Origin of the sequence: Verrucosispora sp. WMMD703 (assembly GCF_049178935.1) — a bacterium.
Taxonomy (GTDB): domain Bacteria; phylum Actinomycetota; class Actinomycetes; order Mycobacteriales; family Micromonosporaceae; genus Micromonospora; species Micromonospora sediminimaris.
This window is the reverse complement of sequence record NZ_JBMHMM010000004.1, coordinates 4,725,372-4,749,070: the sequence shown is the minus strand read 5'-3', so window position 1 is coordinate 4,749,070 and position 23,699 is coordinate 4,725,372. Positions and strand designations below refer to the sequence as shown.

Below are 23,699 nucleotides of genomic sequence, written 5' to 3'. Positions count from 1 at the left end.
TCATCGCGCAAGATCTGGCCGAAAGCGGTTGACCAGGACGAACGCTTCATCCGCCGGACAGACGAGGGCGGGCCCCGCGCTGAAGCGACACTCTGGTCGCTCCGGCGGGGCCCGCCCTCCTGGGTCCGGTTGCACAGCTCGGCGAGCCTGGGGAACGCGGCCTACGCGTGGCGCTAGTGCGGGCGCTCCGGTCAGCCGGGCAGTCGCGGGCCGGCCTCGCGCTGCTCGGCCAGCCAGGTCTCCAGCTCGTCGGCCCGGCGTGGCAGGCCCGCCGACAGGTTCACCGCGCCGGCCGTGGTGACCAGCACGTCGTCCTCGATCCGGATGCCGATACCGCGCAGCTCCTCCGGGACCAGCTCGTCCTCCGGCTGGAAGTACAGCCCGGGCTCGACGGTGAGCACGTACCCCTCGCCCAGGGTGCCGTCGCGGTACATCTCCTTGCGGGCGTTGGTGCAGTCGTGCACGTCGATGCCGAGCATGTGCCCGAAACCGTGCAGGGTCCACCTGCGGTAGACGGTGGAGTTGTCGTCCATCGCCTCGTCCACGCTCACCGGCAGCAGTCCCAGCTCGGCCAGCCCCTCGGCGAGCACCCGCATGCAGGTGCGGTGCACGTCCTTGAACGCCACCCCCGACTTGATGAACTCGATGCCGGCCTGCTGCGCGGCGTACACGATGTCGTAGACCTGGCGCTGCAACGGGGTGAACCGCCCGTTGACCGGCAGCACCCGCGTCACGTCGGCCGTGTAGAGGTGACGTCCCTCCACACCCATGTCCATCAGCAGCAGCTCACCCGGACGGGTGACGCCGTGGTTGTGTACCCAGTGCAGGATCGTGGCGTGCTCACCGGCGCCGACGATCGAGCCGTAGCCGATGTCGTTGCCGTCGTGCCGGGCCCGCAGCGCGAAGACCCCCTCCAACAGCCGCTCGGAGACGCCCCGGTCGGCCGGCAGCACCCGGGCCACGTCCTCGAAGCCGCGTACGGTGGCGTCGATGGCCTCCTGGAGCTGGGTGATCTCCCACTCGTCCTTGACCAGCTTCAGCTCCGCGACGGCGATCGCCAGCTCACGGTCGCGGGCCGGCTGCCCCTCCTCGCGCGGGCCGTCCCAGGGCCGCACCGCGGTGTCCACCCGCGCGTCGAAGCCGCGCAGCACCCGGGTACGCGCGGGTGCCAGCCCGGCCAGCGCCGCCTCCAGCTCGGTCAGGTCGGCGGTGGGCAGGCCCAGCTCGGTCGACTTCTCGGTCAGGGTGTGTCGCCGACCCACCCACAGCTCGCCATGACGGCTGCGGAAGAACTCGTCGTTCTCCCGTGAGGAGCGGGGCCGCATGTAGAGCGTGGCGTCGTGGCCGGAGCCGGTCGGTCGCAGCACCAGCACACTGTCCGGGTCGTGGTCTCCGGTCAGGTACGCGAAGTCGCTGCCCGGTCGGAACCGGTACTCGGTGTCGTTGGCGCGTACCTTCTCGCCGCCAGTGGGAATCACCAACGTCTCGCCCGGGAAGGCCGCCGAGAGGGCGGCCCGGCGCTTGGCGTAGTTCGGCACCTCCGGCCGCGGGCCGACCGGCAGGGTGGTGTCCCGCCAGCCCTGCCGCATGAACGACAGGAACGCGGGCGGGAAATCCGGGTCGTGCGACTCGGTGCCGTCGGTCGGTTTACCGTCGGTGCGTTCCTCGGTCATTGCCCCGCTCCCTTCGCCTCATTGCTGGTCCCGACGGTACCGCGAACCCGGTCGTGGCCGACCCGCCGGTGGGGCGTCGCGGTGAGCCCGACAGTGCCGCGACGGCCGATCAGCACGCGTGGAAAGATGACGGACATGTGCGGACTCCTGGCTTTCTTCAGTGCGCGCGGCGATGCCGCCGCCCACCGCGACAACATCGCCGGAGCGTTGGAATGCCTGCACCACCGCGGCCCGGACGAGACCGGGGTCGAGGTGGTAGGCGACGCCTCCGGCCGGTACGCGGACGGGGTGTTCGCCCACAAGCGGTTGGCGATCATCGACGTCGCGCTCAGCCACGAGCCGCTGCCCTACGCCGACGGGCGCTACCTGCTGACCTTCAACGGCGAGATCTACAACTACATCGAGCTGCGCGAGGAACTGATCCGCGACTTCGGCGCCCGGTTCGCCACCAACGGTGACGGCGAGGTCATCGTCGCCGGCTACCACTACTGGGGCGAGCAGGTGCTCACCCGGCTGCGGGGCATGTTCGCCTTCGTCATCTGGGACCGGCAGGAACGTCGCGCGTTCGGTGCCCGCGACTACTACGGCATCAAGCCGCTGCACTACCTGGAGACCGCCGACGGGCTCTACCTCGCCTCGGAGAAGAAGGCCCTGCTGCCCTTCGCCCAGTCGGCGTACGCCGGGGACGCCGGGGTGGATCCGGCCAACCTCAGCCACTACCTGACCCTGCAGTACGTCCCGGAGCCCGGCACCCTGCACCGGGGGATCAACCGGATCGGCTCGGGGGAGTACCTCACCTGGACCCCGGGCGGCCGGATCGACGTACGGCGCTGGTACCGGCCGGTGTTCCGGCCCGCGCCGGTCTCCGACGAGCAGAAGCTCTACCAGGAGATCCGCGAGACGCTGCGCGAGAGCGTACGTATGCACATGCGCTCCGACGTGCCGGTCGGTTCGTTCCTGTCCAGCGGCATCGACTCCACCGCGGTGGTCGCCCTGGCGCGGGAGTTCAACCCGAACATCCTCACCTTCACCGTCGGCTACGACGTGCCGGGCTACTCCGAGATCGACGTCGCCCAGGACTCGGCCCGGCACCTCGACGTGACCACCATCCCGACCAAGATCGGGCCACAGGACATGATCGAGGCGCTACCGAAGATCGTCTGGCACCTGGACGACCCGGTCGCCGATCCGGCGCTGGTGCCGCTCTACTTCGTCGCCAAGAAGGCCGCCGAGCACGTCACCGTGGTGCTCTCCGGCGAGGGCGCCGACGAGTTCTTCGGCGGTTACACGATCTACCGGGAGCCGCTCTCACTGAGCAGCGTCAACGGGCTGCCCGACGGGGTGCAGAAGGGCCTGCGGGCAGTCTCCAAGGCGATTCCGCAGGGGGTCAAGGGCAAGAGCTTCCTGGAGCGCGGCACCACGCCGATCGAGGAGCGCTACTACGGCAACGCCCGGATGTTCACCGAAGAGGAGAAGCAGCACCTGCTGCGCCGCTACGACCCGTCGGTGCGCTACACCGACGTGACCGCGCCGATCTACGCCGAGTGCACCGAGCTGGACGACGTCACCAAGATGCAGTACGTCGATCTCTACACCTGGCTGCGCGGCGACATCCTGGTCAAGGCGGACCGGATCTCCATGGCGCACTCGCTCGAGGTGCGGGTGCCCTTCCTCGACCGTGCGGTGTTCGAGGTGGCGGCGAAGATCCCGGTGGAGCTGAAGTTGCCGCCGCGTTCCGACGCCACCAAGTACGCCATGCGCCAGGCGTTGCAGGGCGTGGTGCCGCCGGCCATCGTCAACCGCAAGAAGCTGGGCTTCCCCACCCCGACCCGGGTGTGGCTGCGCGGCGAGATGTACGAGTGGGCCCGGCATGTGCTGACCACCTCCGGCGCCGGCGAGCTGCTCGACCTGTCGTACGCGCTGCGCCTGCTGGAGGAGCACAAGCGGGAGGAGTTCGACCACTCGCGCAAGGTGTGGACGGTGCTGATCTTCTGCATCTGGCACGCGATCTTCGTCGCGAAGACCCTCGACCCGGGCATCCAACGCAACCAGTCGGCGCTGTTGACCAAGCCCGTCGTCGGCTCCATGGTGCGCTGACCGACAAGCGGACCAGCGGAAGGGGGCCCCGGTCGGGGCCCCCTTCGTGGTGCTGGTAGGTCAGCTGCTGGAGCAGGTCGCCGTCGGCGTCGCGCCGCTGCCGCTGGCGAGGAAGCCGAAGCTCGTAGTGCCGTTGGCCGCGACGGAGCCGTTGTACGACACGTTACGGGCCGTCACCGACGATCCGGACGTGGTCTGGGTCGCGTTCCACACCTGGCTGATCTGCTGACCACCGGGCCAGCTCCAGTTGGCGGTCCAGCCGCTCAACGCCGAGCTGCCGGTGTTGCGGATCTCGACCTCACCCTGGAACCCACCGGACCAGCTGCTGGTCACCTTGACCGTGGCGGTGCAGCCACCGGGGCCCGGCGGCGGGGTGGTCGGGTTCGGCGGGGGCGTGGTGGGGTTCGGCGGCGGGGTGGTCGGGTTCGGCGGCGGGGTGGTCGGGTTCGGCGGCGGCGTGGTCTGGTTGCCGCCGATGCCGGTCACCTCACCGTTGCCGCCGTCGAAGACCACGTCGGAGCAGCCGAAGAAGTTCTCCTGGCTGTCCGAGCGGACCCACCGGGAGTAGATGATGTGCCGGCCGCTCTTGTTCGACGGCAGGTTGCCGGTGAAGTAGTAGTGGCCGTCGTTGGTGCCGACCGCGCCGCGCTGCGGCGGGTTGGTCACCGTCAGGAACGGCTGGGCCTCCAGGTCACTCCAGGCCAGCGCCCGGGTGGGGCTCCAGCTGTCCCGGGTGACGTAGAAGTAGAACGTGCCCGGGTGGTGGGCCCAGTTGCTGTACTTGAACTCGATCGACCGGCCGGCCGTCAGGTGCGTCAGCGGCCAGTCGTTGCGGGCCAGGTCGTAGCCGCGGAAGCCGGTGGCCCCGCCGCTGCACAGCTGCCCGTCCGGGATGAAGCCGGTGGTGCGACCGCCGGCGTCCGAACGCAGCACGCTGAACCAGTTGTAGAGCGAGTTCGTCCCGCTCTGCGCGACGGCGGCAGCGCAGGCCGGGTTGTTCGGCCTGATCTCACCGGTCTGGGTGAGGCCGTCGCGCCAGCACAGGAAGGTGCGGGCGCCCGGCGTCATAGCCGCGCCGTGCGCGGCGGCCGGCTCGGGGCTGGCGGTCACGACGACCGCACCCGCGAGAAGAGTGAAGGCCGCGGTTAGCAGCGCGGCCAAGCGTGGACGGTGCACGGGTTTCTCCTGACTCGGGAGCGCACCACGTGGGTGCGCCCCGCCGAACGCGCGGGTGGCGGGTGTGGTGCCGCCCCCGCTGCTGCGGGCGAAAATGCGGCTACGCGGCGACCGTGCGGATGGGGACGGATGGCCCAGCCCGGCACGCTGTCGCCAGCGGAGTGTCGACGCGTGAATGCCCTCGCGCGATGTGAAGCCCGGCACCGGTGGACGCGCAGCCCCGCGCCACCCGGCATCATCATCCCACCACGCCGGCCCGCTCCGCGCAATAGCCACCCCTCGATGTGTGAATCGGACCCGGTGCGCGGCCCCCAGGTCGCGCCAATACCGTGGCTTCCACGCCCCGGCACACACCCGCTGTGCCAGCCTGGGCATCACGTACGGCAGACGGAAGGACCTGACGATGGGATACGCGGTGGTGCTCGGCGAGGCGCTCGTCGACCTGCTGGACACCGAGTGCGACGGCGCGCCGGTCTACCGGCAGGCGATCGGCGGTGGACCGCTGAACGTCGCCGTCGGTGTCGCCCGGCTCGGTGGCGCGGTGCAGTTCGTCGGGTCGCTCGGCGATGACGTGCTCGCCGGTCGGATCCGGGACTTTCTCACTGCCGAGCAGGTGGGCCTGACCGGCGCGGTGACCGCCGCGGTGCCGACCACGCTGGCCGTGGCCACCTTCTCCGGCGCGGAACCGGACTTCCGCTTCTACGGCGAGCCGCCCTCCTACGCGCTGCTCGGTCCCGACGAACTCGACGTCTCGTTGGTCGAGGGCGCCGACGTGCTCTACTGCGGCTCGATCGTGCTGCTGGCGCCGACGACGCTTGCCGCCGCCCGCCGGGCCTGGGCGGCTGCCCCGGGGCTGCGGGTGTTCGATCCGAACGTCCGACCCCGGCTGCTGGCCGGCCCGCAGGCGCTGGCCGGGCTGCGCGAGGTGGTCGCCGAGTTCGCCGCCGGGGCGCACCTGGTCAAGCTCAGCGCCGCCGACGCGGAACTGCTCTATCCAGGTGAGCCGGTCGAGTCGGTGGCCGTGTACCTGCGCGAACTCGGCGCGGCCACGGTCGTGGTCACCCTCGGCGCGGCCGGCGCGGTGGTCGCCGCCGCAACTGCCGATCCGGTACGCGTACCCGCCCCGAAGGTCGACGCCGTCGACGCCACCGGCGGAGGTGACTCGGTGATGGCCGCCCTCGTCGCCGACCTGCTGACCGACGGCGAGCCGGTCGGGCCGTCCGGCTGGCACGAGCGGGTCGGCTACGCCCTGCGCGTGGCCGGCCTGGTCTGCGAACGTCCCGGTGGCGCGGTCGCCATGCCCACCCGCGCCGAGGTGCGCCAGCGCTTCGGTGACTGACGATCAGCCCGACTGACCGGGAGATCCACACCGGCCGGCTGACCGGCGGCGTCGATCGTGGGAACGGGTCAGGCGGTGCCGTCGAGTTCGGCGTACCCGCGCCGGGCGGCGGTAAGCGCGTGACGGGCCGGGAACGGGGCGTCGGCGGCCACCCGCTCCGGTGGTGCGCCGCCGGTGTGCCCGGCCCGGATCAGCCAGGCCAGCTCCACCAGCTGGGCGTGCTGGGCCCGGACGAACTCCGCGTCGACCGGCTCGCCGTGCCCGGGCACGACCACCGTCGCCGGTGACATCGACCGCGACAGCTCAGCCAGCGCGTCCGGCCACTGCAACGGGTACGAGTCCTCGAACGCCGGGGGACCGGCCTGCTCGACAAGATCACCGGCGACCAGCAGGTCGGCGTCAGGCACCTGGACGACGAGGTCGGCGTCGGTGTGGCCCCGCCCGGGATGGCGCAGCACCACCTGTCGGCCACCGACATCGAGGACCGCCTCGGTGCGCACCGTGTGGGTGGGCGCCAACAGCGCGGTGTCGGCCAACTCGGCGGCGAGTTCGGGATGCCCGGACCGCAACTCCGCGTACGCCTCCCGGCGCAGCCGGTCCGCCTCGTCGCGGATGGTCGCGGCGGCCAGCTCGTGCGCCCAGACCGGGCGGGCCGGATCACCGGCCAGGGTGGCGTTGCCGAAGCAGTGGTCGAAGTGGTGGTGGGTGTTCACAAGCGTGAGCGGATCGGTGGTGACCGCGCGTACGGCGGCGGCCAGTTCGGTCGCCTGCCCGGCGGTGGAGAGGGTGTCGACAAGCAGCGCCGCGCCGTCGCCCAGCACCAACGTCACGTTTACCGCGAGCACCGGCTCACGCAGCACGAGCACCCGGTCGGCGACCTCGACGAACCGGCCGGTCGTCGTCATGCCGCACCAGCGGCGCGTGCCAGGAACCGTTGCCGGTCGACCAGGGCCCGCTCCACCCGCCCCTCGGCGACGGTCTGCCCGCCCTCGGTGACGGTGATCTCGAACACCAGCCGCCGCCGCTCCACCTCGGTCAGCCGGGCCTGCGCCGCGACCATGCGGCCCACAGGTGTCGCGGCCCGGTGCTCCAGCTCGACCCGGGTGCCGACGGTGGTCGAGCCGTTCGGCAGGTGGCCGGCGGTGGCAGCCACCGTCGCCGCTTCGGCCAGGGCGAGCACCCGTGGCGTGCCGAGCACCGGAACGTCGCCGGAGCCGACCGCCTGGGCGGTGTCGGCGTCGGTGACGGTCAACTCGACCCGGGCCGTCAGACCCGGGGTCAGGGCTTGATCCGGTAGCTCCCGCATGGCCACAGCGTAGGTCCTCGGCGGAGCCCGGGTCACGCGGCCGGGCAGATGCGCCACGCCCGCCACGGCACCGCAGGTGCTCCTGCCGCCGGTCGGGCGCGGGTCGCCGCTAACCTTGTCCGCGATGTCTGCCGTCACCGACCCCCAGCCCCCAGCCTCCACCGAGCCGCCCACCCGGCGCGACGGTGGGCGCCGCCGCGTGATCGCGATGTCGGTCTGGGGCGTCGCCTTCGTAGCAGGCTGGCTCGTCATCGGCCTGCCCACCGACCCGGTGTACGCGTTCTTCTGGATCTGGGCCGGCACCATCGCCTGGTACTCCGCCCGCCCGTGGCGCAGCCACCTACGCTTCGCCCGGGACTGGGTGCCGGTGGTGCTGCTACTGGTCGCCTACAACCTCTCCCGTGGGTTCGCCTACCACGACGGGACCGTGCCGCACGCCTACGAGTTGATCCTGGCCGACCGTCTGATGTTCGGCTGGGCCATGGACGGTCAGGTGCCGACCGTCTGGTTGCAGCAGCACCTCTACCAGCCGGAGGTGCGCTGGTGGGACGTCCTGGTCAGTTGGGTGTACTTCTCGCACTTCGTGGCGGCGCTGGCCGCCGCGGCGGTGCTCTGGATGGTCGAGCGCAGCCGGTGGGCGGCGTTCATGCGCCGCTGGTTCTTCCTCTGCGCCACCGGCCTGATCACCTACTTCCTCTACCCGGCCGCGCCACCGTGGTGGGCGGCGCAGAACGGGTTGATCGAGGAGGTCGCCCGGATCTCCACGCGGGGCTGGAAGGCGTTCGGCATGCACGGCGCGGGCAACCTGCTCAACGCCGGGCAGTTGGCCTCCAACCCGGTGGCCGCGATGCCGTCGCTGCACACCGCCTTCGCCCTGTTCGTGGTGCTGTTCTTCCTGCGTAACGTCCGTCGCCGCTGGTGGCCGCTGCTGCTGGCCTACCCGCTGGCGATGACCTTCACGCTGGTCTACAGCGGCGAGCACTACGTGATCGACGTGCTGGTCGGCTGGGCGTACGTCGCCATGACCTTCCTGGTGGTCGGCTGGGCCGAACGCTGGTGGGCCCGCCGGAAGGCCCGCGCCGCCCCGACCGACACCTCGACCGCCGAGCCGGCAACCCCACCTGACCCCGCCGCCCCGCCAGCACCCCCCACCAAGGCACCCCCCATCCCATCCCCCCGCTGACCCCCCACCCCACTTCCACCACCCCCGTCCGTATCACCTCGCCGATCTTGCGGTTACGGTCGCCGATACGCCCCTTATGTCGGCTTTTCCGAGACGAGAAGTGCAAGATCGCGGGAGCGGGAGCGGGAGCGGGCGGGTGTTAGGGGGTGGGGTTGCGGGCGGCTTGGCCGCGGGCGGTCAACTCCGCCGCCAAGGCCCAGGCGTCGGCGAGGTCCCGGTCGGCCGCCGCAGCGCCGGCCCCACCCGCGGTGTCGGCGTGCACGGTGGCCAGCCCGAGCATGCGCTGCACCGGCCCCTGCACCACCCGGACGCTCTGCAACCGGGCGTACGGCACGATCGTCAGCTGGCGGGTGAGCAGGCCGGACCGGACGGCGAGCACCTGCTCGGTCAGGCCGGCGCCGAGCACCTGGCGGCTCAGCGGGTTGACCCAGCGGGCCCGGGCCGGTGGTGGCCGCAGCGGCAACGACGACAGCGCCACCCCGGGCAGCACCTCGGCGACGATCATCTCGCCGGTCGGTTGGTCACCGACGGGCAGCAGCCGGTCCGGCCGGTTGCGCTCGTCGGCCTCGCCTGCGGCGTAACCGGCGACCTCCAGCCGCAGCCGCAACCAGCCCTTCATCCGCCACAGCAACGGCCAGGTCACCCGCACCGTCTGCACCCGGTGCAACGGCACGGTCTGCGACCTGGTCTCCAGCAGGCCGTTGCGGATGCGCAGCCGGTCCTCGTCGCGGGCCAGCTGGAACCGCCAGTCGTCGAGGACCCGTCGAACGGGTTGCAGCAGGACACCGGCCATCGCGGTGAGCGTGCTCGCCACCGCGATGAAGGACCACGACCCCTCGGACAGGAACTGCGTCGCCACGAAAGCCACGCCGAAGGGCAGCAGAAACGCCTGCGGAGTCAGCAGCTGACTGATCAGCAGGTCCCGGTTGCTCACCGCGTGCAGCGGACGGCCCGGTGGCGGGGGTGGCTCGGCACCGGCCGGCACCGGCCGCGCCGGGGCCGCCGGCGCCGCACCGGAGGGGCTGCCGGCCAGGGTCAGCAGGCGCTGGCGCAGCGCCGCGGCCTCGGTGACGCTGAGGTACGCCAGTGGCGCCTCGGTCTTGCCGCCGCCGACCACCTCCAGGCGCAGCTCGGCCAGCCCGGTGAGCTGCGCGAGCAACGGCCGAACCACCTCGACGGCCTGGAGCCGTTCCAGCGGAATCGCCCGGGTACGCCGCCAGAGCAGCCCCTCGTGGATGCGTAGTTCCCGGCCCACCACCTGGTAGCCGGTGTTGTACCAGCTGACCACAGCCAGCACGCTCGCGCCCAGCGCGAGCACGATCACCATCGCGACGAACCAACCGAACCCGACCCGGGACAGGGTCGACCAGGACAGCCCGGCGATGACCACGACCAGCGACTTGGCGCCGTGCAGCGCGGGACTCAACGGATGCAGCCGTTGCCGTGCCGACGGATCCTGCGGCGGCGGACCGGCCCACCCGGCGGGCGGCTGCGGCGGACCGGACGGCGATGACGGCCCGGCCACCTGGTACGGGTTCGGCGGCGGACCCACGCCCGGTGGTGCTGCCTCGGCTGCCGGCCCGGCGTGGTCGGACGGTGGTGTCTCGGCGGGCATCGCCGGCACAGCGCGTTCGGCGGGCTGACCGGGAGCTTGGTCGCCCACCGCGTTTACGACGTGCTGACGCTCGTCCGAGCTGGGCGGGGTCCGGTCCGGACCCGGTCCGGCCGACCCGCTCACAGCCCTTCCGCCCGGTCCTCGCCGAGCGCGGTCAGGCGGTCCCGCAGCCGGGACGCCTCCGCCGGACGCAGCCCCGGCACCCGGGCATCGCTCGCCGCGGCCGCGGTGTGCAGCTGCACGGTCGCCAGATCGAATGCCCGCTCCAGCGGACCGGCGCTCACGTCGACGAACTGCATCCGCGAGTACGGGACGATGGACAGCCGACGGACCAGCAGACCGTGCCGGACCAGCAGATCGTCCTCACGTTCGGCGTAGCCCCAGGCCCGTACCGCCCGGACGATGGTCACCACCCGCCACAGAGCGAACAACCCGACGGCACCGAGCGCCAAGCCGAACGGCCAGGAACCGGTAAGTGCCCAACCGACACCGAGCACCGCCGAGACGACGGCCACCCCGGCCGCCAGGCGCAGCAGCTCCACCCAGATCAGGTCGGTCGAGATCGACTGCCAGTTGACGGTTTCCGGCCACGGTTCGAGCGGGCTGGTCGGCGCGGCCGGCGGCCGGACCTCAGGCGCGTCATCACTCACAGTGCCAGCCTTTCGTGCGCGACTGCGGGGCTCGCAAGCTCACTCCTCGCGCTCACGGGGCCGGCTTTTCGTTGTACGCGTCCACTCTTCGAGCGTAGGCGATCCCGCCAGCGGGGTGACCTCGCGCAGAAAGGCCCGCGCGCCGAGGAAGTCGCCGAGTGACGACCGGTGCACGTCACAGGCGAGCCAGGTCTTGCGCCGCTCCGGCGCGTGCAGGCGGGGATTGTTCCAGTGCAGTGCCCATCGGGCCGCCGCACGACACCCACGGGCCGAACACGGTAGTGCTTCGGCGGGGCTGTCGGGGTGGGTCATCCCGCTCAGTCTAGGACGGCGGGGAAGAGTGAGCGCCGGGCGGCCACGGGGGAAGCCGCCCGGCGACGGATGAATGGTACACACGCCGGGGCGGCTTTTGTCCACTGGCGATCGGCGATTCCTCCGTCCCGGAACGGCGTGGCGGAAATCGGTCGCTCCCTCCGTCGGTACTCAGTCGGGCATGCGAGGCTTGGTACCGCACACGCCGCGACGACCGATCACGCTGTGGAGGACCAGTGGCCCAGCCGACCACGCCCGACGCCCCGCCGCCGAACGGGGCGCAACCACAGGCGCCCGCACCGCCGACCACGCCGGCGCAGGACGCCTCCCTGCTGGAGCGGGCACTGTTCGAGATCAAGCGCGTGATCGTCGGGCAGGACCGGATGGTCGAGCGGATGTTCGTCGCGTTGCTCGCCCGCGGGCACTGTCTGCTGGAAGGCGTACCGGGGGTGGCCAAGACCCTCGCGGTGGAGACCCTCGCCAAGGTGGTCGGCGGATCGTTCGCCCGGGTGCAGTTCACCCCGGACCTGGTGCCGGCGGACATCATGGGCACCAGGATCTACCGGCAGTCCAGCGAGAAGTTCGACGTCGAGCTGGGCCCGGTCTTCGTCAACTTCCTGCTCGCCGACGAGATCAACCGGGCACCGGCGAAGGTGCAGTCCGCGTTGCTGGAGGTGATGAGCGAGCGGCAGGTGTCGATCGGCGGCGAGAGTCACCGGGTACCGAACCCGTTCCTGGTGATGGCGACGCAGAACCCGATCGAACAGGAAGGGGTGTACCCGCTGCCGGAGGCGCAACGGGACCGCTTCCTCATGAAGATCATCGTGGGGTACCCGACCGACGCCGAGGAGCGGGAGATCGTCTACCGGATGGGCGTCGCCCCGCCCGAGCCCACCGCCGTGTTCGACACCGAGGATCTGATCGCCCTGCAACACAAGGCCGACCAGGTTTTCGTCCACAACGCCCTGGTCGACTACGCGGTCCGGCTGGTGCTGGCCACTCGTACGCCGGCGGAACACGGCATGCCCGACGTCGCGCAACTGATCCAGTACGGTGCCAGCCCCCGGGCCTCGCTCGGGCTGGTCCGGGCCACCCGGGCGCTGGCCCTGCTCCGCGGTCGCGACTACGCCCTGCCGCAGGACGTGCAGGACATCGCGCCGGACATCCTGCGGCACCGGCTGGTGCTCAGTTACGACGCGCTCGCCGACGACGTACCGGCCGACCACGTGGTGCACCGGGTGATGTCGACTATCCCGCTGCCGTCGGTGGCGCCCCGGCAGCAGGCCACCCCGCCCGTCGGGGCGGTGGCACCTACCTCGGGGTGGCCCGGGCAGCGGCCGTGACTTCGACCACCCCTCGACCCGGTGAGCCGGACCCGCTGGCGGCCACCAACCGTTCCGGCGCCGTGCTGTCCCGCCTGCAACTGCTGGTGACCCGCAAACTCGACGGTCTCCTCCAGGGCGACTACGCGGGCCTGCTGCCCGGCCCGGGCAGCGAGGCCGGCGAGTCGCGCGAGTACCGCCCCGGCGACGACGTGCGCCGGATGGACTGGCCGGTGACCGCCCGGACCACCACCCCGCACGTGCGGCGTACCGTGGCCGACCGTGAGCTGGAGACGTGGCTGGCGGTGGACCTGTCGGCGAGCCTGGACTTCGGCACCGGCCAGTGGCTCAAGCGGGACGTGGTGATCGCGGCGGCCGCCGCGATCACGCACCTGACCGTGCGGGGTGGCAACCGGATCGGTGCGGTAGTCGGCAGCGGCGGCGACGTCCCGGCGCCCCGCCGTGGCCGGCGGCAGCCGCCCCCGGCCGGCCCGGGACGGCTGGTCCGGCTGCCCGCCCGGTCCGGGCGCAAGGAGGCCCAGGGCATGCTGCGGGCGATCGCCGGCACCGAGATCCGGCCCGGCCGCGGTGACCTCGGCGCGCTCATCGACATGCTCAACCGCCCGCCCCGGCGGCGCGGTGTCGCCGTGGTCATCTCCGACTTCCTCGCCCCGCCGGCCCAGTGGGCGCGTCCGCTGCGCAAGCTTCGGGTACGGCAGGACCTGCTCGCGATCGAGGTGGTCGATCCGCGGGAGCTGGAACTACCCGACGTCGGGGTGCTCCCGGTGATCGACCCGGAGACCGGCGAACTGCACGAGGTGCAGACCGCCGACCCGGGCCTGCGGCACCGTTACGCGGCAGCCGCCGCGGCGCAGCGGGCGGAGATCTCCGCCGCGTTGCGCGCCGCCGGCGCCGCTCACCTGCGACTGCGTACCGACCGAGACTGGCTGCTGGACATGGTGCGCTTCGTGGCCGCCCAGCGGCACGCCCGCACCCGAGGGACGACGAGATGATCCGACTGCTGCAACCCTGGTGGCTGCTGGCCGTGCTGCCGGTGCTCGCCCTCGCCGCGCTGTACGTCTGGCGGCAGCTGCGCCGGCGCGACTACGCGCTGCGGTTCACAAACGTGGACCTGCTGCGTACCGTGGCGCCGAAGGGCCTCGGCTGGCGTCGACACCTGCCGGCCACCGCGTTCCTGCTGGCGCTGCTGGTGTTGGCCGGTGCGTTGGCCCGGCCCGCGGTCGACACCCGGGAGCCGTTGGAGCGGGCCACCATCATGCTGGCCATCGACGTGTCGTTGTCCATGCAGGCCGACGATGTGCCGCCGAACCGCCTGGAGGCAGCGCAGGAGGCGGCCATGCAGTTCGTGGCGGAGCTGCCCGAGACGTACAACCTGGGGTTGGTCTCGTTCGCCAAGTCGGCAAACGTGCTGGTGCCGCCGACCAAGGACCGCCCGGCGGTGACCAACGCCATCGAGGGACTGGTGCTGGCCGAGGCGACGGCCACCGGTGAAGCGGTCTTCACCTGCCTGGAGGCGATCCGGTCGGTGCCGGCCGACGGGGCCGCCGGTATCCCGCCGGCCCGGATCGTGCTGCTCTCCGACGGCTTCCGCACGGCCGGACGGTCGGTCGAGGAAGCGGCGGCCGCGGCGCAGGCGGCGAACGTGCCGGTCTCCACCATCGCCTTCGGCACCGACTCCGGGCACGTCGACATCGGTGGCCAGTTGCAGCGGGTACCGGTGGACCGGCTCGCCCTGGCCGAGCTGGCCGAGACCACCGAGGGATTCTTCTACGAGGCGGCCACCGTCAACGAGCTGAAGCAGGTCTACCAGGACATGGGCAGCTCGATCGGCTTCCGCACCGAACCCCGCGAGATCACCCAGTGGTACGCGGGCATCGCGTTGCTGCTGGCCCTCTGTGCCGGCGCATTCAGCCTCCTCTGGTCCTCCCGCATGATCTGACCGCCGCCAAAGCCTTGTTGATCATGAGGTTGGCGGCACTCATGGAGATCAAACCGCCCGCCAACCTCATGATCAACAGAGGCGGACGGACGAGTGGGGTCAGTGGGTGGCGCTGGCCAGGAAGAAGAGGACGGCTACCCAGACGGCGGCGAGGGTGAAGCCCAGCGGGGCGACGTAGCGGCTCATGACAGCTCCGACGTGGCGACTGGCGGCCCGGGCAAGGCGGACCGCGAGAGGGGTGGATCAGGACGCGCACACGCGAAGTCGTGACCGGGCTGCTTTTCCGGCGGTACCCGTCCGATCGGCCGCCGCGACAGGGGAGCGGGACGGCGGAACGGATACCCGGGGAGCGGGCCAGCTCAGGCGGAGCGGGGCTCAGCGTGGCTGGCGGTCGGCCCGGCCACGACTGGGAGGATCGCTATCTCGCACAGCGATCACCTCCTGCGGTCGGATTCCGGGGCGACGCGGGCCGCCGAGCGACCCGCAAACGCGGATCATCGTACACCCGGCGGGCATGCCCGGCGCACTCGGCCGACCGGCCCACGGAACGCGCCCGTTCATCGGCCGACGGCGGCCCGGCCGCCGCTGCCGGGTGCCCTCGTCGGCCGGGGCTCGCCGCGCCGGACGAGCAGCGCCAGCACGGCGGTGAGGACCGGCAGCCAAGCGATCCGGGCCAGCAGCCAGGTCGGATCGTCCGGCGCGGTGTGTAGCCCCGGCAGCGCGGTCCCGCCGTGCGCGGCGAGCACCACCACCGCGACCAGCACCGGCTGGTGCCCGAGGTAGATGCGTACCGCGTGCCGGTTGATCTCCTCCGCCAGCCTGCGAGGCAGCGGCCGGGACAGCAGTCGCACCAGCGTCGGCCGGGCCGACAGGCCGAGACCTGTCTGGGCCACCGCGAGCGCTACCACAAGCAACGACGGCGGATCGAGATTGGATCTGCCATCGCCGGGGACCCCGACCGCGCTGGCGGGATAGCCGAGGGCGAGTACGGCGGCCAGTCCGACCGCCCCCGTGACGACCAGCCACCGGGCGTCGCGCCGTCGGCTCAGTCGGCCGTCCGCGTGCGCCAGGCCCAGCAGATACGGCACGGCCCAGGCTGCCAGCACCGTCACCGGTGGCAGCCAGGTGCCGGCCGGGAGCAGGCGCACGGCCAGGTCGGTGCCGGCCACCACGGCCGCCGCGGTGACCGCGCAGCGCAGTGTGCCCCAGCGGCGTACCGCGGCGCGCAGCGGGCCGGTGAGCACCACCAGGGCCAGCAGTGGGGCCAGGAACCAGAGGGGACTGATCGCCAGCGTCAGCGCCACCGACAGCGTGTCGTCGGCGACGCCAGCGACGGCAGCGGCGAGTAGTACGGCTGAACCGGTGCCGAGCAGGGCGATCGCGGGCAGGAGCAGCCGCCGCAGTCGGTGTGCCACCCAACCGGGTCTGGCGTGCCGGTCAGCCGAACGGGCGGAGGCGTGACCGGCGGCGAAGAAGAACAGCCCGAGGGTCTGCAACACCCAGCTGACCGGGGCCAGGGCTGGCATCGTGGTGAGCGGGCTGACCAGGTCCAGCGCGCCTTCCGTGTCGAGTACCAGTCCGGTGACGAGCCAGTGACCTAGCACCACTCCCACGACGGCGAAGGCGCGCAGCCCGTCGACGAGGGGATCCCGAGCCCGTCGGTGGGCGGTGTGGTGGTCGCTCATCGGGCCTGTCCCGTCGTCCGGACGGTCACCGGGTCGGCGGTGTGCCCGGAGGGCGGTGGGGGCGAATGGACTCCGTGCGGTTGCGTGGTGCCGTGCAGCACCACTGCGGCGATCGCGGTAAGCGTCGGCCCGCCGGGTAGCAGGTACCCGTCGTGACCGGTGGCATCGACCGGCAGCGGTCGGGCGCCGAAGGACGGGGCGCCCGGTCGGACGCCGTGTCCCAACCCGGGCAGGCGGAGCTGCGGCACCCACCGGATCCAGTCGTCCGGTGCCTCGGCGGCCCACATGCGGACCGGGCCGAAGCGGTCGGCGTGCTCCGCGCCGACACCCACCCCGCCGAGGGTGACCACGTCGGTGACCTGCGGCGGGGCCTCCCTGGCGGCCAGCCCGACGACAAGCGCGCCGTAGCTGTGACCCACCAGGGTGATGCGGACGGTCGGTAGCTGCCCGGCCAGTGTCCGCAGGTGGTCACCGAGTTGGTCGGCACCCCGGCGGGCGGCAAGCGGGGTGGCTGCCGTGGCGATGCCGTCGGGCGGGTCGTAACCGAGCCAGGCCAGCACGGCCACCCGGGCGTGCGGATCGGCGGCGTGCAACGCGGCACGTAGGTCTCGGGCCTGCTGGGCCGGGGCGCGCCGGGGCTCTCCGCCCAGCCCTCGGTCGAAGTCGGCAAGCCGGGTACCGACGCCCGGCACCAGCACCGCGATTCGATCGGCGCTGGCGAGGTCACCGAGGACCTCGACGGCCCGGCCGTCGCGGTGCGGGTCGAAGGCCAGGAACTGCCGACCCTGTGCGGCCCAGCGGGCGTACGGTGCTCCGGCGGCCTGCATCGCGGCGGCAGTCGACGGGTACGCCTCGACGAAGCCGGCCGGGGCGGCGTCGGGCGGCACCGTTGGTGGCCGTACCAGTCCGGTCGCCAGCATCGCCGCGAGGCTTAGCCGGATCATTTCCCTGCCCACCATCACGCGCTCCCTCCACCCGGTCGTGGCGTGCAGGATGTGTCGGCGGTGTGGTGCCGGTCGTCAACCCGGGGAGCCGTTGATGGCCTGGCACTGGGGGGCTACTCCCCGGCGGCGACCAGTCCGGTCTCGTACGCGAGCACGACGGCCTGGGCGCGGTCGCGCAACTGGAGTTTGGCCAGGATCCGGCCGACGTGGGTCTTGACGGTCTGCTCCGCGACGACCAGTTCGGCGGCGATCTCGGCGTTGGAGCGCCCCTGGGCGATCAGCCGCAGCACCTCGGTCTCGCGTGGGGTGAGCGCGGCGAGGACTGTGGGCCGGGGCCGCTGCCGGTGTGGCCGGGCCGCGAATTCGGCGATCAGGCGGCGGGTGACGGTCGGGGCGAGCAGCGCGTCACCGCCGGCGACGACGCGTACCGCGTGGATCAGGTCGGCGGCGGGGGCGTCCTTGAGCAGGAAGCCGCTGGCTCCGGCGCGCAGCGCCTCGTAGACGTAGTCGTCCAGGTCGAAGGTGGTGAGGATGAGCACACGTGGCCGGTCGGTCGGCCGGTCGCCGAGGAGTTTGCGGGTCGCGGCGAGGCCGTCGAGCACCGGCATCCGCACGTCCATCAGCACCACGTCGGGGTCGAGTCGGCGGGCCTGCGCGACCGCCTGAGCGCCGTCGGCGGCGTCGCCGACCACCAGCAGGTCCGGCTGGGCGGCCAGCAGCGCGCCGAAGCCCTGCCGAACCATCGCCTGGTCGTCGGCGATCAGCACCCGGATCGTCATGTTGGGTCCTTCGGCTCGTCGGATGGCGGCGGGTCAGCCGGCAGCAGCGCGTCGATCGCGTAGCCGCCGTCGGCGGTGGGGCAGGCGGTGAAGCTGCCGCCGAGGGCGAGGACCCGCTCGCGCATGCCGGTCAGTCCCTGCCCGCCACCGCGTGCGTCCGGGCTGGTCGGGGTCCCGCCGGCGGCGTTCTGGATGCGTACCGTCAGGGCGCCGGGGTGATCGCGGACCGTCACGCGCACCTCGGCACCGGCCGCGTGGCGGGCCGCGTTGGCCAGCCCCTCCTGAACGATCCGGTAGGCGGCCAGCCCGACCGGTGCTGACGGCTCGGTGGCGGTGTCGTTGTCCAGTTCCACGGTCATGCCGGCCCGCTGTGCGGCGGCCACCAGGTCGGGTAGTTCAGCCAGCGTCGGCTGCGGGGCGGTCCGAGTGCCCTCCGACTCGCTGCGCAGCACGTGCAGCAGCCGCCGCATGTCGGTAAGCGCCGCCCGGGCGGCCTCGGCGATGGCGCTGAATTCGGCCCGGGCCGGCTCGGGCACGGCGAGGCGGTACGGCGCGCTTTCGGCCTGCACGGCGATCAGTGACATGTGGTGCGCGACGACGTCGTGCAGTTCCCGCGCGATGCGGGTGCGCTCCTCCAGTACCGCCCGCCGGGCCTTCTCCAACTCGCTCACCTCGGCCTGCTTGGCCAGCGCCCGTCGGGTGAGCAGGTTGTGCCGCAGCAGGTCGCCGACGATGAGCAGCACCACGAACAGCAGGGTGACGCCCACCTGGTTGCCCGGCGGCACGAATATCCAGACCGGGAGCAGGCTGAACAGTCCCGTCCAGGCGAGCACGGCCCGGTCGACCCGTGCCGCCACGGTGATCAGCACGACGATGATGACCAGGATCTGTGTCGGGTTCCACGGCCAGAACTCGTACGTGGCGGGGCCGAGCACCACGGCGTTGTCGGTCGTACGCCGGTTGAAGGTGCCGAACAGTTGCCCGATGAACATGATCCGCCAGGCCAGCAGTGGTCGGGTGGGCAGCAGGGGCAGCGGCGCGACGGTGAGCAGGGCGATGACCCACGCGGTGGCGATGGGCAGGCGCCGCGTGTCCAGCAGAAACTGCGCGGTGATCAGGGCCAGCCCGAGGAGAAGCAGCAGGCCGGTCGTCCGCAGGACGGCGGCGGTGCGGGGCCGGTGTCGCAACCGGTCCAGTGGTCGGCGGCGCGCCGGATAGTCCGGCCCCACCACGGTGCGGCGCAGCCCGGCCAGGGCGGCACGGACGGTACTGCGGTCCATATCCCGGCAGGGTAGTTCCAGTGGCCGGCTCCGTCGTGCGACCAGGGAGTGATCCATCCAGTGGTACCCGGGTACGACGTGCGGCGGGTTAGTGATTACCGTGCGGTAGCGCCTAGTCTCCAAGCCGCAGCGATCTTTGGGAGGGGACGCACCGTGTCACGAACTGTGCTGGTTACCGGGGGCAACCGGGGGATCGGTCTGGCCATCGCCCAGGCCTTCGCCAAGCAGGGTGACCGGGTGGCGATCACCCACCGGGGCAGCGGGGCGCCGGACGGGCTGTTCGGCGTGCGGTGTGACATCACCGACAGCGAGTCCGTCGAGGCGGCCTTCGCGGCGGTCGAAGCGGAACTGGGACCGGTGGAGGTGCTGGTCGCCAACGCGGGCATCACCGACGACACGCTGCTGCTGCGCATGTCGGAGGAGCAGTTCACCCGGGTGCTGGACACCAACCTGACCGGCGCGTACCGCTGCGCCAAGCGGGCCTCCGGAAAGATGCTGCGGGCCAGGTGGGGGCGCATGATCTTCGTCTCCTCGGTGGTCGGCCTCTCCGGCGGTGCCGGCCAGGTCAACTACGCGGCCAGCAAGGCCGGCCTGGTCGGGGTGGCCCGCTCGATCACCCGGGAGCTGGGCGGCCGGAACATCACCGCAAACGTGGTCGCGCCGGGCTTCATCGAGACCGACATGACCGCCGGGCTGACCGACCAGCGCAAGGCCGAGATCCTCAAGTCGATCCCGGCGGGTCGGATGGCCAGCCCGGACGAGGTCGCCGCGGTGATCACCTGGCTGGCGGGCGACAGCGCCGGGTACGTCTCCGGCGCGGTCATCCCGGTCGACGGTGGCCTGGGCATGGGCCACTGAATCCTGAGCACGGAGGAATGAGCGTAATGTCCGGACTGCTGGCCGGTAAGCGGCTGCTCGTCACCGGCGTCATCACCGACGCCTCGATCGCCTTCTCGGTGGCCAAGCTCGCCCAGGAGAACGGCGCCCAGGTCGTGCTCACCGGCTACGGCCGACTGTCACTGGTGGAGCGGATCGCCAAGCGGCTGCCCGAGCCGGCACCCGTGATCGAGCTGGACGTGACCGACCCCGAGCATCTCGCCGGGCTGGCCGACAAGGTCCGCGAGCACGTCGACGGCCTCGACGGGTTGGTGCACTCGATCGGTTTCGCCCCGCAGAGCTGCCTCGGCGGCGGGTTCCTCGACGCCTCCTGGGACGACGTGGCGACGGCGCTGCACGTCTCGACGTACTCCTACAAGTCCCTTGCCGTCGCTGCGCTGCCGCTGATGTCGCCGGGCGGCTCGGTGGTCGGTCTGACCTTCGACGCCAGCCAGGCGTGGCCGGTGTACGACTGGATGGGCGTGGCCAAGGCCGGGCTGGAGTCGGCCTCCCGCTACCTCGCCCTGCACCTGGGCAAGCAGGGCATCCGCAGCAACCTGGTGGCCGCCGGTCCGCTGCGCACCATGGCCGCGAAGTCCATCCCCGGCTTCGAGCAGTTCGAGGACGCCTGGGCCGGACGTGCCCCGCTGGGCTGGGACCTCACCGACCAGGAACCGGCCGCCCGGGCCTGTCTCGCCCTGCTGTCGGACTGGTTCCCGGCGACCACCGGCGAGATCGTGCACGTCGATGGCGGTTACCACGCAGTCGGCGCCTGAGGTGTAGCCGGGGCGCTGTTAACGACCGGGACCCGGGGGCGTTGCCGGGACGCCGCAGGCCACCGGCAAGAATGGACCCATGGCGTACGACGCGGTGGTGCTGGTGTCCTTCGGTGGCCCGGAAGGGCCCGACGACGTGCTGCCGTTCCTGCAGAACGTGACCCGGGGACGGGGCGTGCCGCCGGAGCGGCTAACCGAGGTCGCCGAGCACTACCAGCACTTCGGCGGGGTCTCTCCGATCAACCAGCAGTGCCGGGAGCTGTTGGCGGCGGTCCGCGCCGACTTCGCCGCCAACGGGCTCGACCTGCCGGTGTACTGGGGCAATCGGAACTGGGATCCGATGCTCGCCGACACGGTGGCCCAGATGCGCGACGACGGCGTACGACGGGCGCTGGCCTTCGTCACAAGCGCCTTCGGCGGATACTCCTCCTGCCGGCAGTACCAGGAGGACATTGCCGCCGCACGGGCGGCGGTCGGCCCGGACGCGCCCGTGATCGAGAAGCTGCGCCAGTTCTGGGATCATCCCGGCTTCGTCGAGCCGCACGTCGACGCGGTGCGCTCCGCGCTCGCCCAACTAGACCCGGCGCGGCGGGACAGCACCCGGCTCGTGTTCACCGCACACTCGGTGCCGATCTCGGCGGCCGACAGCGCAGGCCCGCACGGCGGCCGGTACACCGCCCAACTCGCCGAGACGGCCCGGCTGGTGCACGCGGCGGCGGCCCCGGATCTGCCGTACGACCTGGTCTGGCAGAGCCGGTCCGGCCCGCCCCACGTGCCGTGGCTGGAGCCGGACATCAACGACCACCTGGAGACGCTCGCCGAGCAGGGCGTGACCGGGGTGGTGGTCAGCCCGATCGGATTCGTCTCCGACCACCTCGAGGTGGTGTGGGACCTGGACACCGAGGCGTTGGACACGGCCAAGAGGCTCGGGGTGGACTTCGTCCGCGCCGGTACCCCCGGCACCGACCCGCGCTACGTGACCATGGTTCGGGAACTGGTGCGGGAACGGATTGACCCGGACGGCGCGGAGCTGCGTCGTCGGCTGGGCGAGCTGCCGATGTGGGACAGCTGTCCCACGGTCTGCTGCGTCCCACCCCGCCGTCCGTCCTGACCGCCGCGGCGAACCCGACGACACCCCTGGGGATGATCATGCAGGACCGTAAGCCCGTCGAGAGTTGGCTCAGCGACATGGACGGCGTGCTGGTGCACGAGGGCCAGCCGGTGCCGGGCGCGCCGGAGTTCGTCAAGCGGCTGCGTGCCTCCGGCAAGCCGTTCCTGGTGCTGACCAACAACTCCATCTACACTCCGCGCGACCTCCAGGCCCGGTTGGCCCGGATGGGCCTGGACGTGCCGGAGCAGGCGATCTGGTCGTCCGCCCTGGCCACCGCCCAGTTCCTGGCCGACCAGCGGCCGGGCGGCACCGCGTACGTCATCGGGGAGGCCGGGCTGACCACCGCTCTGCACGCGGTGGGCTACGTGCTCAGCGACTTCGCCCCCGACTACGTGGTGCTGGGGGAGACCCGCACCTACAGCTTCGAGGCGATCACCAAGGCGGTCCGGCTGATCAACGACGGGGCGCGGTTCATTTGCACCAACCCCGACGCCACCGGGCCCTCGGTGGAGGGTGCCCTGCCGGCCGCCGGCTCGGTGGCCGCGATGATCTCGAAGGCCACCGGAGTGGAGCCGTACTTCGTCGGCAAGCCCAATCCGATGATGATGCGGTCGGCCCTGAACACGATAAACGCACACTCGGAGAGCACCGCGATGATCGGTGACCGGATGGACACCGACATCCTCTGCGGCCTGGAGGCCGGGCTGGAGACCATCCTGGTGCTGACCGGGATCAGTTCCCGGGTGGAGGCGGAACGTTATCCGTACCGACCCTCCCGCATCGTCAACTCGGTCGCCGACCTGATCGACGAGATCTGAGCCGGCGCCGGGTCACTGGCGTGCCGCGTCGCGGCACAGGAATTCGGCGAGCACCGGGGCGAGGACGGTCGCTGGCACACCGTGCCACTCGCCGGGCAGGCCGCGCTGCTCGGCGGCGGGCAACAAGCCGGCCATGGTGGCGGCCATCTCGGCCAGGTCGTCGGTGCTGCCGGCGCTGTGCAGAACCAGCGCCGGGGTGGTGACCCGGGCGAGCACCGTCGGCCCGGTGGCTTCGCTCAGCAGGCTGTCGTAGGCCAGGGTGTGCGCCACCGAGACCATGGCGTTCCAGTGTGGCGTGTCGCGCATCCCGGACAGCAGTTGCTCGGGTACGCCGATGGAGGTCAGGAAGAACGTCACCGCCTCGGCACCGCCCAGTCGGCTCAGGGTCGCGGTGAAGGCCCGCTTGCCGGTTTCGTCATCGTCGACGCTGAGCGGTGGCTCCAACAGGACCAGTCGTCGTACGTCGAGGCCGGCGGCGGCCGCGTGCAACGCGAGCAGACCACCCGAGGAGTACCCGTACAACGCGGCGGGCGCCTTCGCCGCGGCGATCAGCGCGGCGAGATCCTCGACCTCGCGTTCGGGGGCGTAGGGCGGGGTGTCGTCGCTGTCCCCACGCCCACGACGGTCGTAGCGGTAGATGGTGAAGTGGGGTATGAGCAGGTCGGCGAGTTCACTGAGTGGGCTGTTGGCGCGGAAGTGCCCGGCGGCGTCGATGAGGATCAGCGGCGGGCCGGCGCCCTCGCGTTGGTAGGCGATGCGCGTGCCGTCCCGTGAGGTGACCATCGGCATGAACTGAA

The 23,699-nt window shown here is 71.9% G+C and carries 22 protein-coding genes; 10 read left to right on the top strand and 12 right to left on the bottom strand.

The annotated features are described in order from the left end of the window. Positions 1-191: 191 nt before the first annotated feature. Positions 192-1,673: an aminopeptidase P family protein gene (locus ACN26Z_RS22065; protein WP_421463280.1), complete on the bottom strand. Its 1,482-nt coding sequence runs from the start codon at positions 1,671-1,673 to the stop codon at positions 192-194. Positions 1,674-1,808: 135 nt separating this feature from the next. On the opposite strand from ACN26Z_RS22065, the gene asnB reads away from it, so the two are divergent. Then, positions 1,809-3,770 (top strand): asparagine synthase (glutamine-hydrolyzing), encoded by a 1,962-nt coding sequence (asnB, locus tag ACN26Z_RS22060; protein ID WP_282237535.1) that lies wholly within the window; start codon positions 1,809-1,811, stop codon positions 3,768-3,770. Between the two features lie 60 nt (positions 3,771-3,830). Here asnB and ACN26Z_RS22055 read toward each other — a convergent pair whose 3' ends face one another. Continuing rightward, positions 3,831-4,946 (bottom strand): lytic polysaccharide monooxygenase auxiliary activity family 9 protein, encoded by a 1,116-nt coding sequence (locus ACN26Z_RS22055; RefSeq protein ID WP_093407421.1) that lies wholly within the window; start codon positions 4,944-4,946, stop codon positions 3,831-3,833. 403 nt (positions 4,947-5,349) lie between these two features. On the opposite strand from ACN26Z_RS22055, the gene ACN26Z_RS22050 reads away from it, so the two are divergent. After that, a complete protein-coding gene (locus tag ACN26Z_RS22050) occupies positions 5,350-6,285 on the top strand; it encodes a PfkB family carbohydrate kinase (RefSeq protein WP_282237536.1) in 936 nt (311 codons plus the stop codon). Positions 6,286-6,353: 68 nt separating this feature from the next. Here ACN26Z_RS22050 and ACN26Z_RS22045 read toward each other — a convergent pair whose 3' ends face one another. Both ACN26Z_RS22045 and ACN26Z_RS22040 read right to left on the bottom strand, forming a co-directional pair. Further along, positions 6,354-7,190, bottom strand: coding sequence for an MBL fold metallo-hydrolase (locus ACN26Z_RS22045; protein WP_421463277.1), 837 nt, complete (start codon positions 7,188-7,190; stop codon positions 6,354-6,356). After that, positions 7,187-7,591 (bottom strand): thioesterase family protein, encoded by a 405-nt coding sequence (locus ACN26Z_RS22040; protein ID WP_282237538.1) that lies wholly within the window; start codon positions 7,589-7,591, stop codon positions 7,187-7,189. Before ACN26Z_RS22040 ends, ACN26Z_RS22045 begins: the two co-directional genes overlap by 4 nt. A gap of 124 nt (positions 7,592-7,715) precedes the next feature. Here ACN26Z_RS22040 and ACN26Z_RS22035 point away from each other — a divergent pair, with 124 nt between their 5' ends. Continuing rightward, on the top strand, positions 7,716-8,774 hold the full coding sequence (locus ACN26Z_RS22035; protein ID WP_421463275.1) for a phosphatase PAP2 family protein: 1,059 nt from the start codon (positions 7,716-7,718) through the stop codon (positions 8,772-8,774). Between the two features lie 139 nt (positions 8,775-8,913). Here the strand turns inward: ACN26Z_RS22035 and ACN26Z_RS22030 are convergent, their stop codons facing one another. The 3 genes from ACN26Z_RS22030 to ACN26Z_RS22020 form a co-directional block, all read right to left on the bottom strand. Next, positions 8,914-10,389 (bottom strand): PH domain-containing protein, encoded by a 1,476-nt coding sequence (locus tag ACN26Z_RS22030; protein WP_421464693.1) that lies wholly within the window; start codon positions 10,387-10,389, stop codon positions 8,914-8,916. A gap of 119 nt (positions 10,390-10,508) precedes the next feature. Further along, positions 10,509-11,039, bottom strand: coding sequence for a PH domain-containing protein (locus ACN26Z_RS22025; protein WP_282237540.1), 531 nt, complete (start codon positions 11,037-11,039; stop codon positions 10,509-10,511). Between the two features lie 39 nt (positions 11,040-11,078). Next, positions 11,079-11,351, bottom strand: a complete 273-nt coding sequence (locus tag ACN26Z_RS22020) for a hypothetical protein (protein WP_282237541.1) — start codon at positions 11,349-11,351, stop codon at positions 11,079-11,081. Between the two features lie 236 nt (positions 11,352-11,587). Here ACN26Z_RS22020 and ACN26Z_RS22015 point away from each other — a divergent pair, with 236 nt between their 5' ends. The 3 genes from ACN26Z_RS22015 to ACN26Z_RS22005 are packed head-to-tail and all read left to right on the top strand — an operon-like array spanning position 11,588 to position 14,633. Next, the gene (locus tag ACN26Z_RS22015; protein WP_093407405.1) at positions 11,588-12,694 is read left to right on the top strand and encodes an AAA family ATPase; all 1,107 of its coding nucleotides are present in this window, start codon (positions 11,588-11,590) and stop codon (positions 12,692-12,694) included. Beyond that, complete coding sequence (locus tag ACN26Z_RS22010; RefSeq protein ID WP_421463273.1) at positions 12,673-13,686, top strand: DUF58 domain-containing protein; 1,014 nt, start codon at positions 12,673-12,675, stop codon at positions 13,684-13,686. Before ACN26Z_RS22015 ends, ACN26Z_RS22010 begins: the two co-directional genes overlap by 22 nt. Further along, positions 13,683-14,633 carry a VWA domain-containing protein gene (locus tag ACN26Z_RS22005; protein WP_282237543.1) on the top strand — a complete coding sequence of 317 codons (951 nt, stop codon included), beginning with the start codon at positions 13,683-13,685 and terminating at the stop codon, positions 14,631-14,633. Before ACN26Z_RS22010 ends, ACN26Z_RS22005 begins: the two co-directional genes overlap by 4 nt. Before the next feature lie 557 nt (positions 14,634-15,190). Here the strand turns inward: ACN26Z_RS22005 and ACN26Z_RS22000 are convergent. The 4 genes from ACN26Z_RS22000 to ACN26Z_RS21985 form a co-directional block, all read right to left on the bottom strand. Beyond that, positions 15,191-16,318 carry an acyltransferase family protein gene (locus ACN26Z_RS22000; RefSeq protein WP_421463271.1) on the bottom strand — a complete coding sequence of 376 codons (1,128 nt, stop codon included), beginning with the start codon at positions 16,316-16,318 and terminating at the stop codon, positions 15,191-15,193. Then, complete coding sequence (locus ACN26Z_RS21995) at positions 16,315-17,277, bottom strand: alpha/beta hydrolase (protein ID WP_421463269.1); 963 nt, start codon at positions 17,275-17,277, stop codon at positions 16,315-16,317. The genes ACN26Z_RS22000 and ACN26Z_RS21995 overlap by 4 nt, the downstream gene beginning before the upstream one ends. 98 nt (positions 17,278-17,375) lie before the next feature. After that, a complete protein-coding gene (locus tag ACN26Z_RS21990; RefSeq protein WP_282237546.1) occupies positions 17,376-18,041 on the bottom strand; it encodes a response regulator in 666 nt (221 codons plus the stop codon). Continuing rightward, a complete protein-coding gene (locus ACN26Z_RS21985; RefSeq protein ID WP_421463267.1) occupies positions 18,038-19,321 on the bottom strand; it encodes a sensor histidine kinase in 1,284 nt (427 codons plus the stop codon). The genes ACN26Z_RS21990 and ACN26Z_RS21985 overlap by 4 nt, the downstream gene beginning before the upstream one ends. 153 nt (positions 19,322-19,474) lie before the next feature. Between ACN26Z_RS21985 and fabG the strand changes: the two genes are divergently transcribed. The 4 genes from fabG to ACN26Z_RS21965 all read left to right on the top strand — a co-directional run bounded on the left by fabG (position 19,475) and on the right by ACN26Z_RS21965 (position 22,902). Then, the gene (gene fabG / locus ACN26Z_RS21980) at positions 19,475-20,179 is read left to right on the top strand and encodes a 3-oxoacyl-ACP reductase FabG (protein ID WP_093407398.1); all 705 of its coding nucleotides are present in this window, start codon (positions 19,475-19,477) and stop codon (positions 20,177-20,179) included. 26 nt (positions 20,180-20,205) lie between these two features. Continuing rightward, entirely contained in the window at positions 20,206-20,973 is a 768-nt protein-coding gene (gene fabI / locus ACN26Z_RS21975) for an enoyl-ACP reductase FabI (protein WP_421464692.1), read from the top strand. Positions 20,974-21,052: 79 nt separating this feature from the next. Then, complete coding sequence (locus ACN26Z_RS21970; protein WP_282237548.1) at positions 21,053-22,084, top strand: ferrochelatase; 1,032 nt, start codon at positions 21,053-21,055, stop codon at positions 22,082-22,084. After that, complete coding sequence (locus ACN26Z_RS21965) at positions 22,033-22,902, top strand: HAD-IIA family hydrolase (protein WP_282237549.1); 870 nt, start codon at positions 22,033-22,035, stop codon at positions 22,900-22,902. The genes ACN26Z_RS21970 and ACN26Z_RS21965 overlap by 52 nt, the downstream gene beginning before the upstream one ends. A 12-nt stretch (positions 22,903-22,914) precedes the next feature. On the opposite strand, the gene ACN26Z_RS21960 is transcribed toward ACN26Z_RS21965, so the two are convergent. Next, positions 22,915-23,691, bottom strand: coding sequence for an alpha/beta fold hydrolase (locus ACN26Z_RS21960; protein ID WP_421463265.1), 777 nt, complete (start codon positions 23,689-23,691; stop codon positions 22,915-22,917). Positions 23,692-23,699 lie beyond the last annotated feature (8 nt).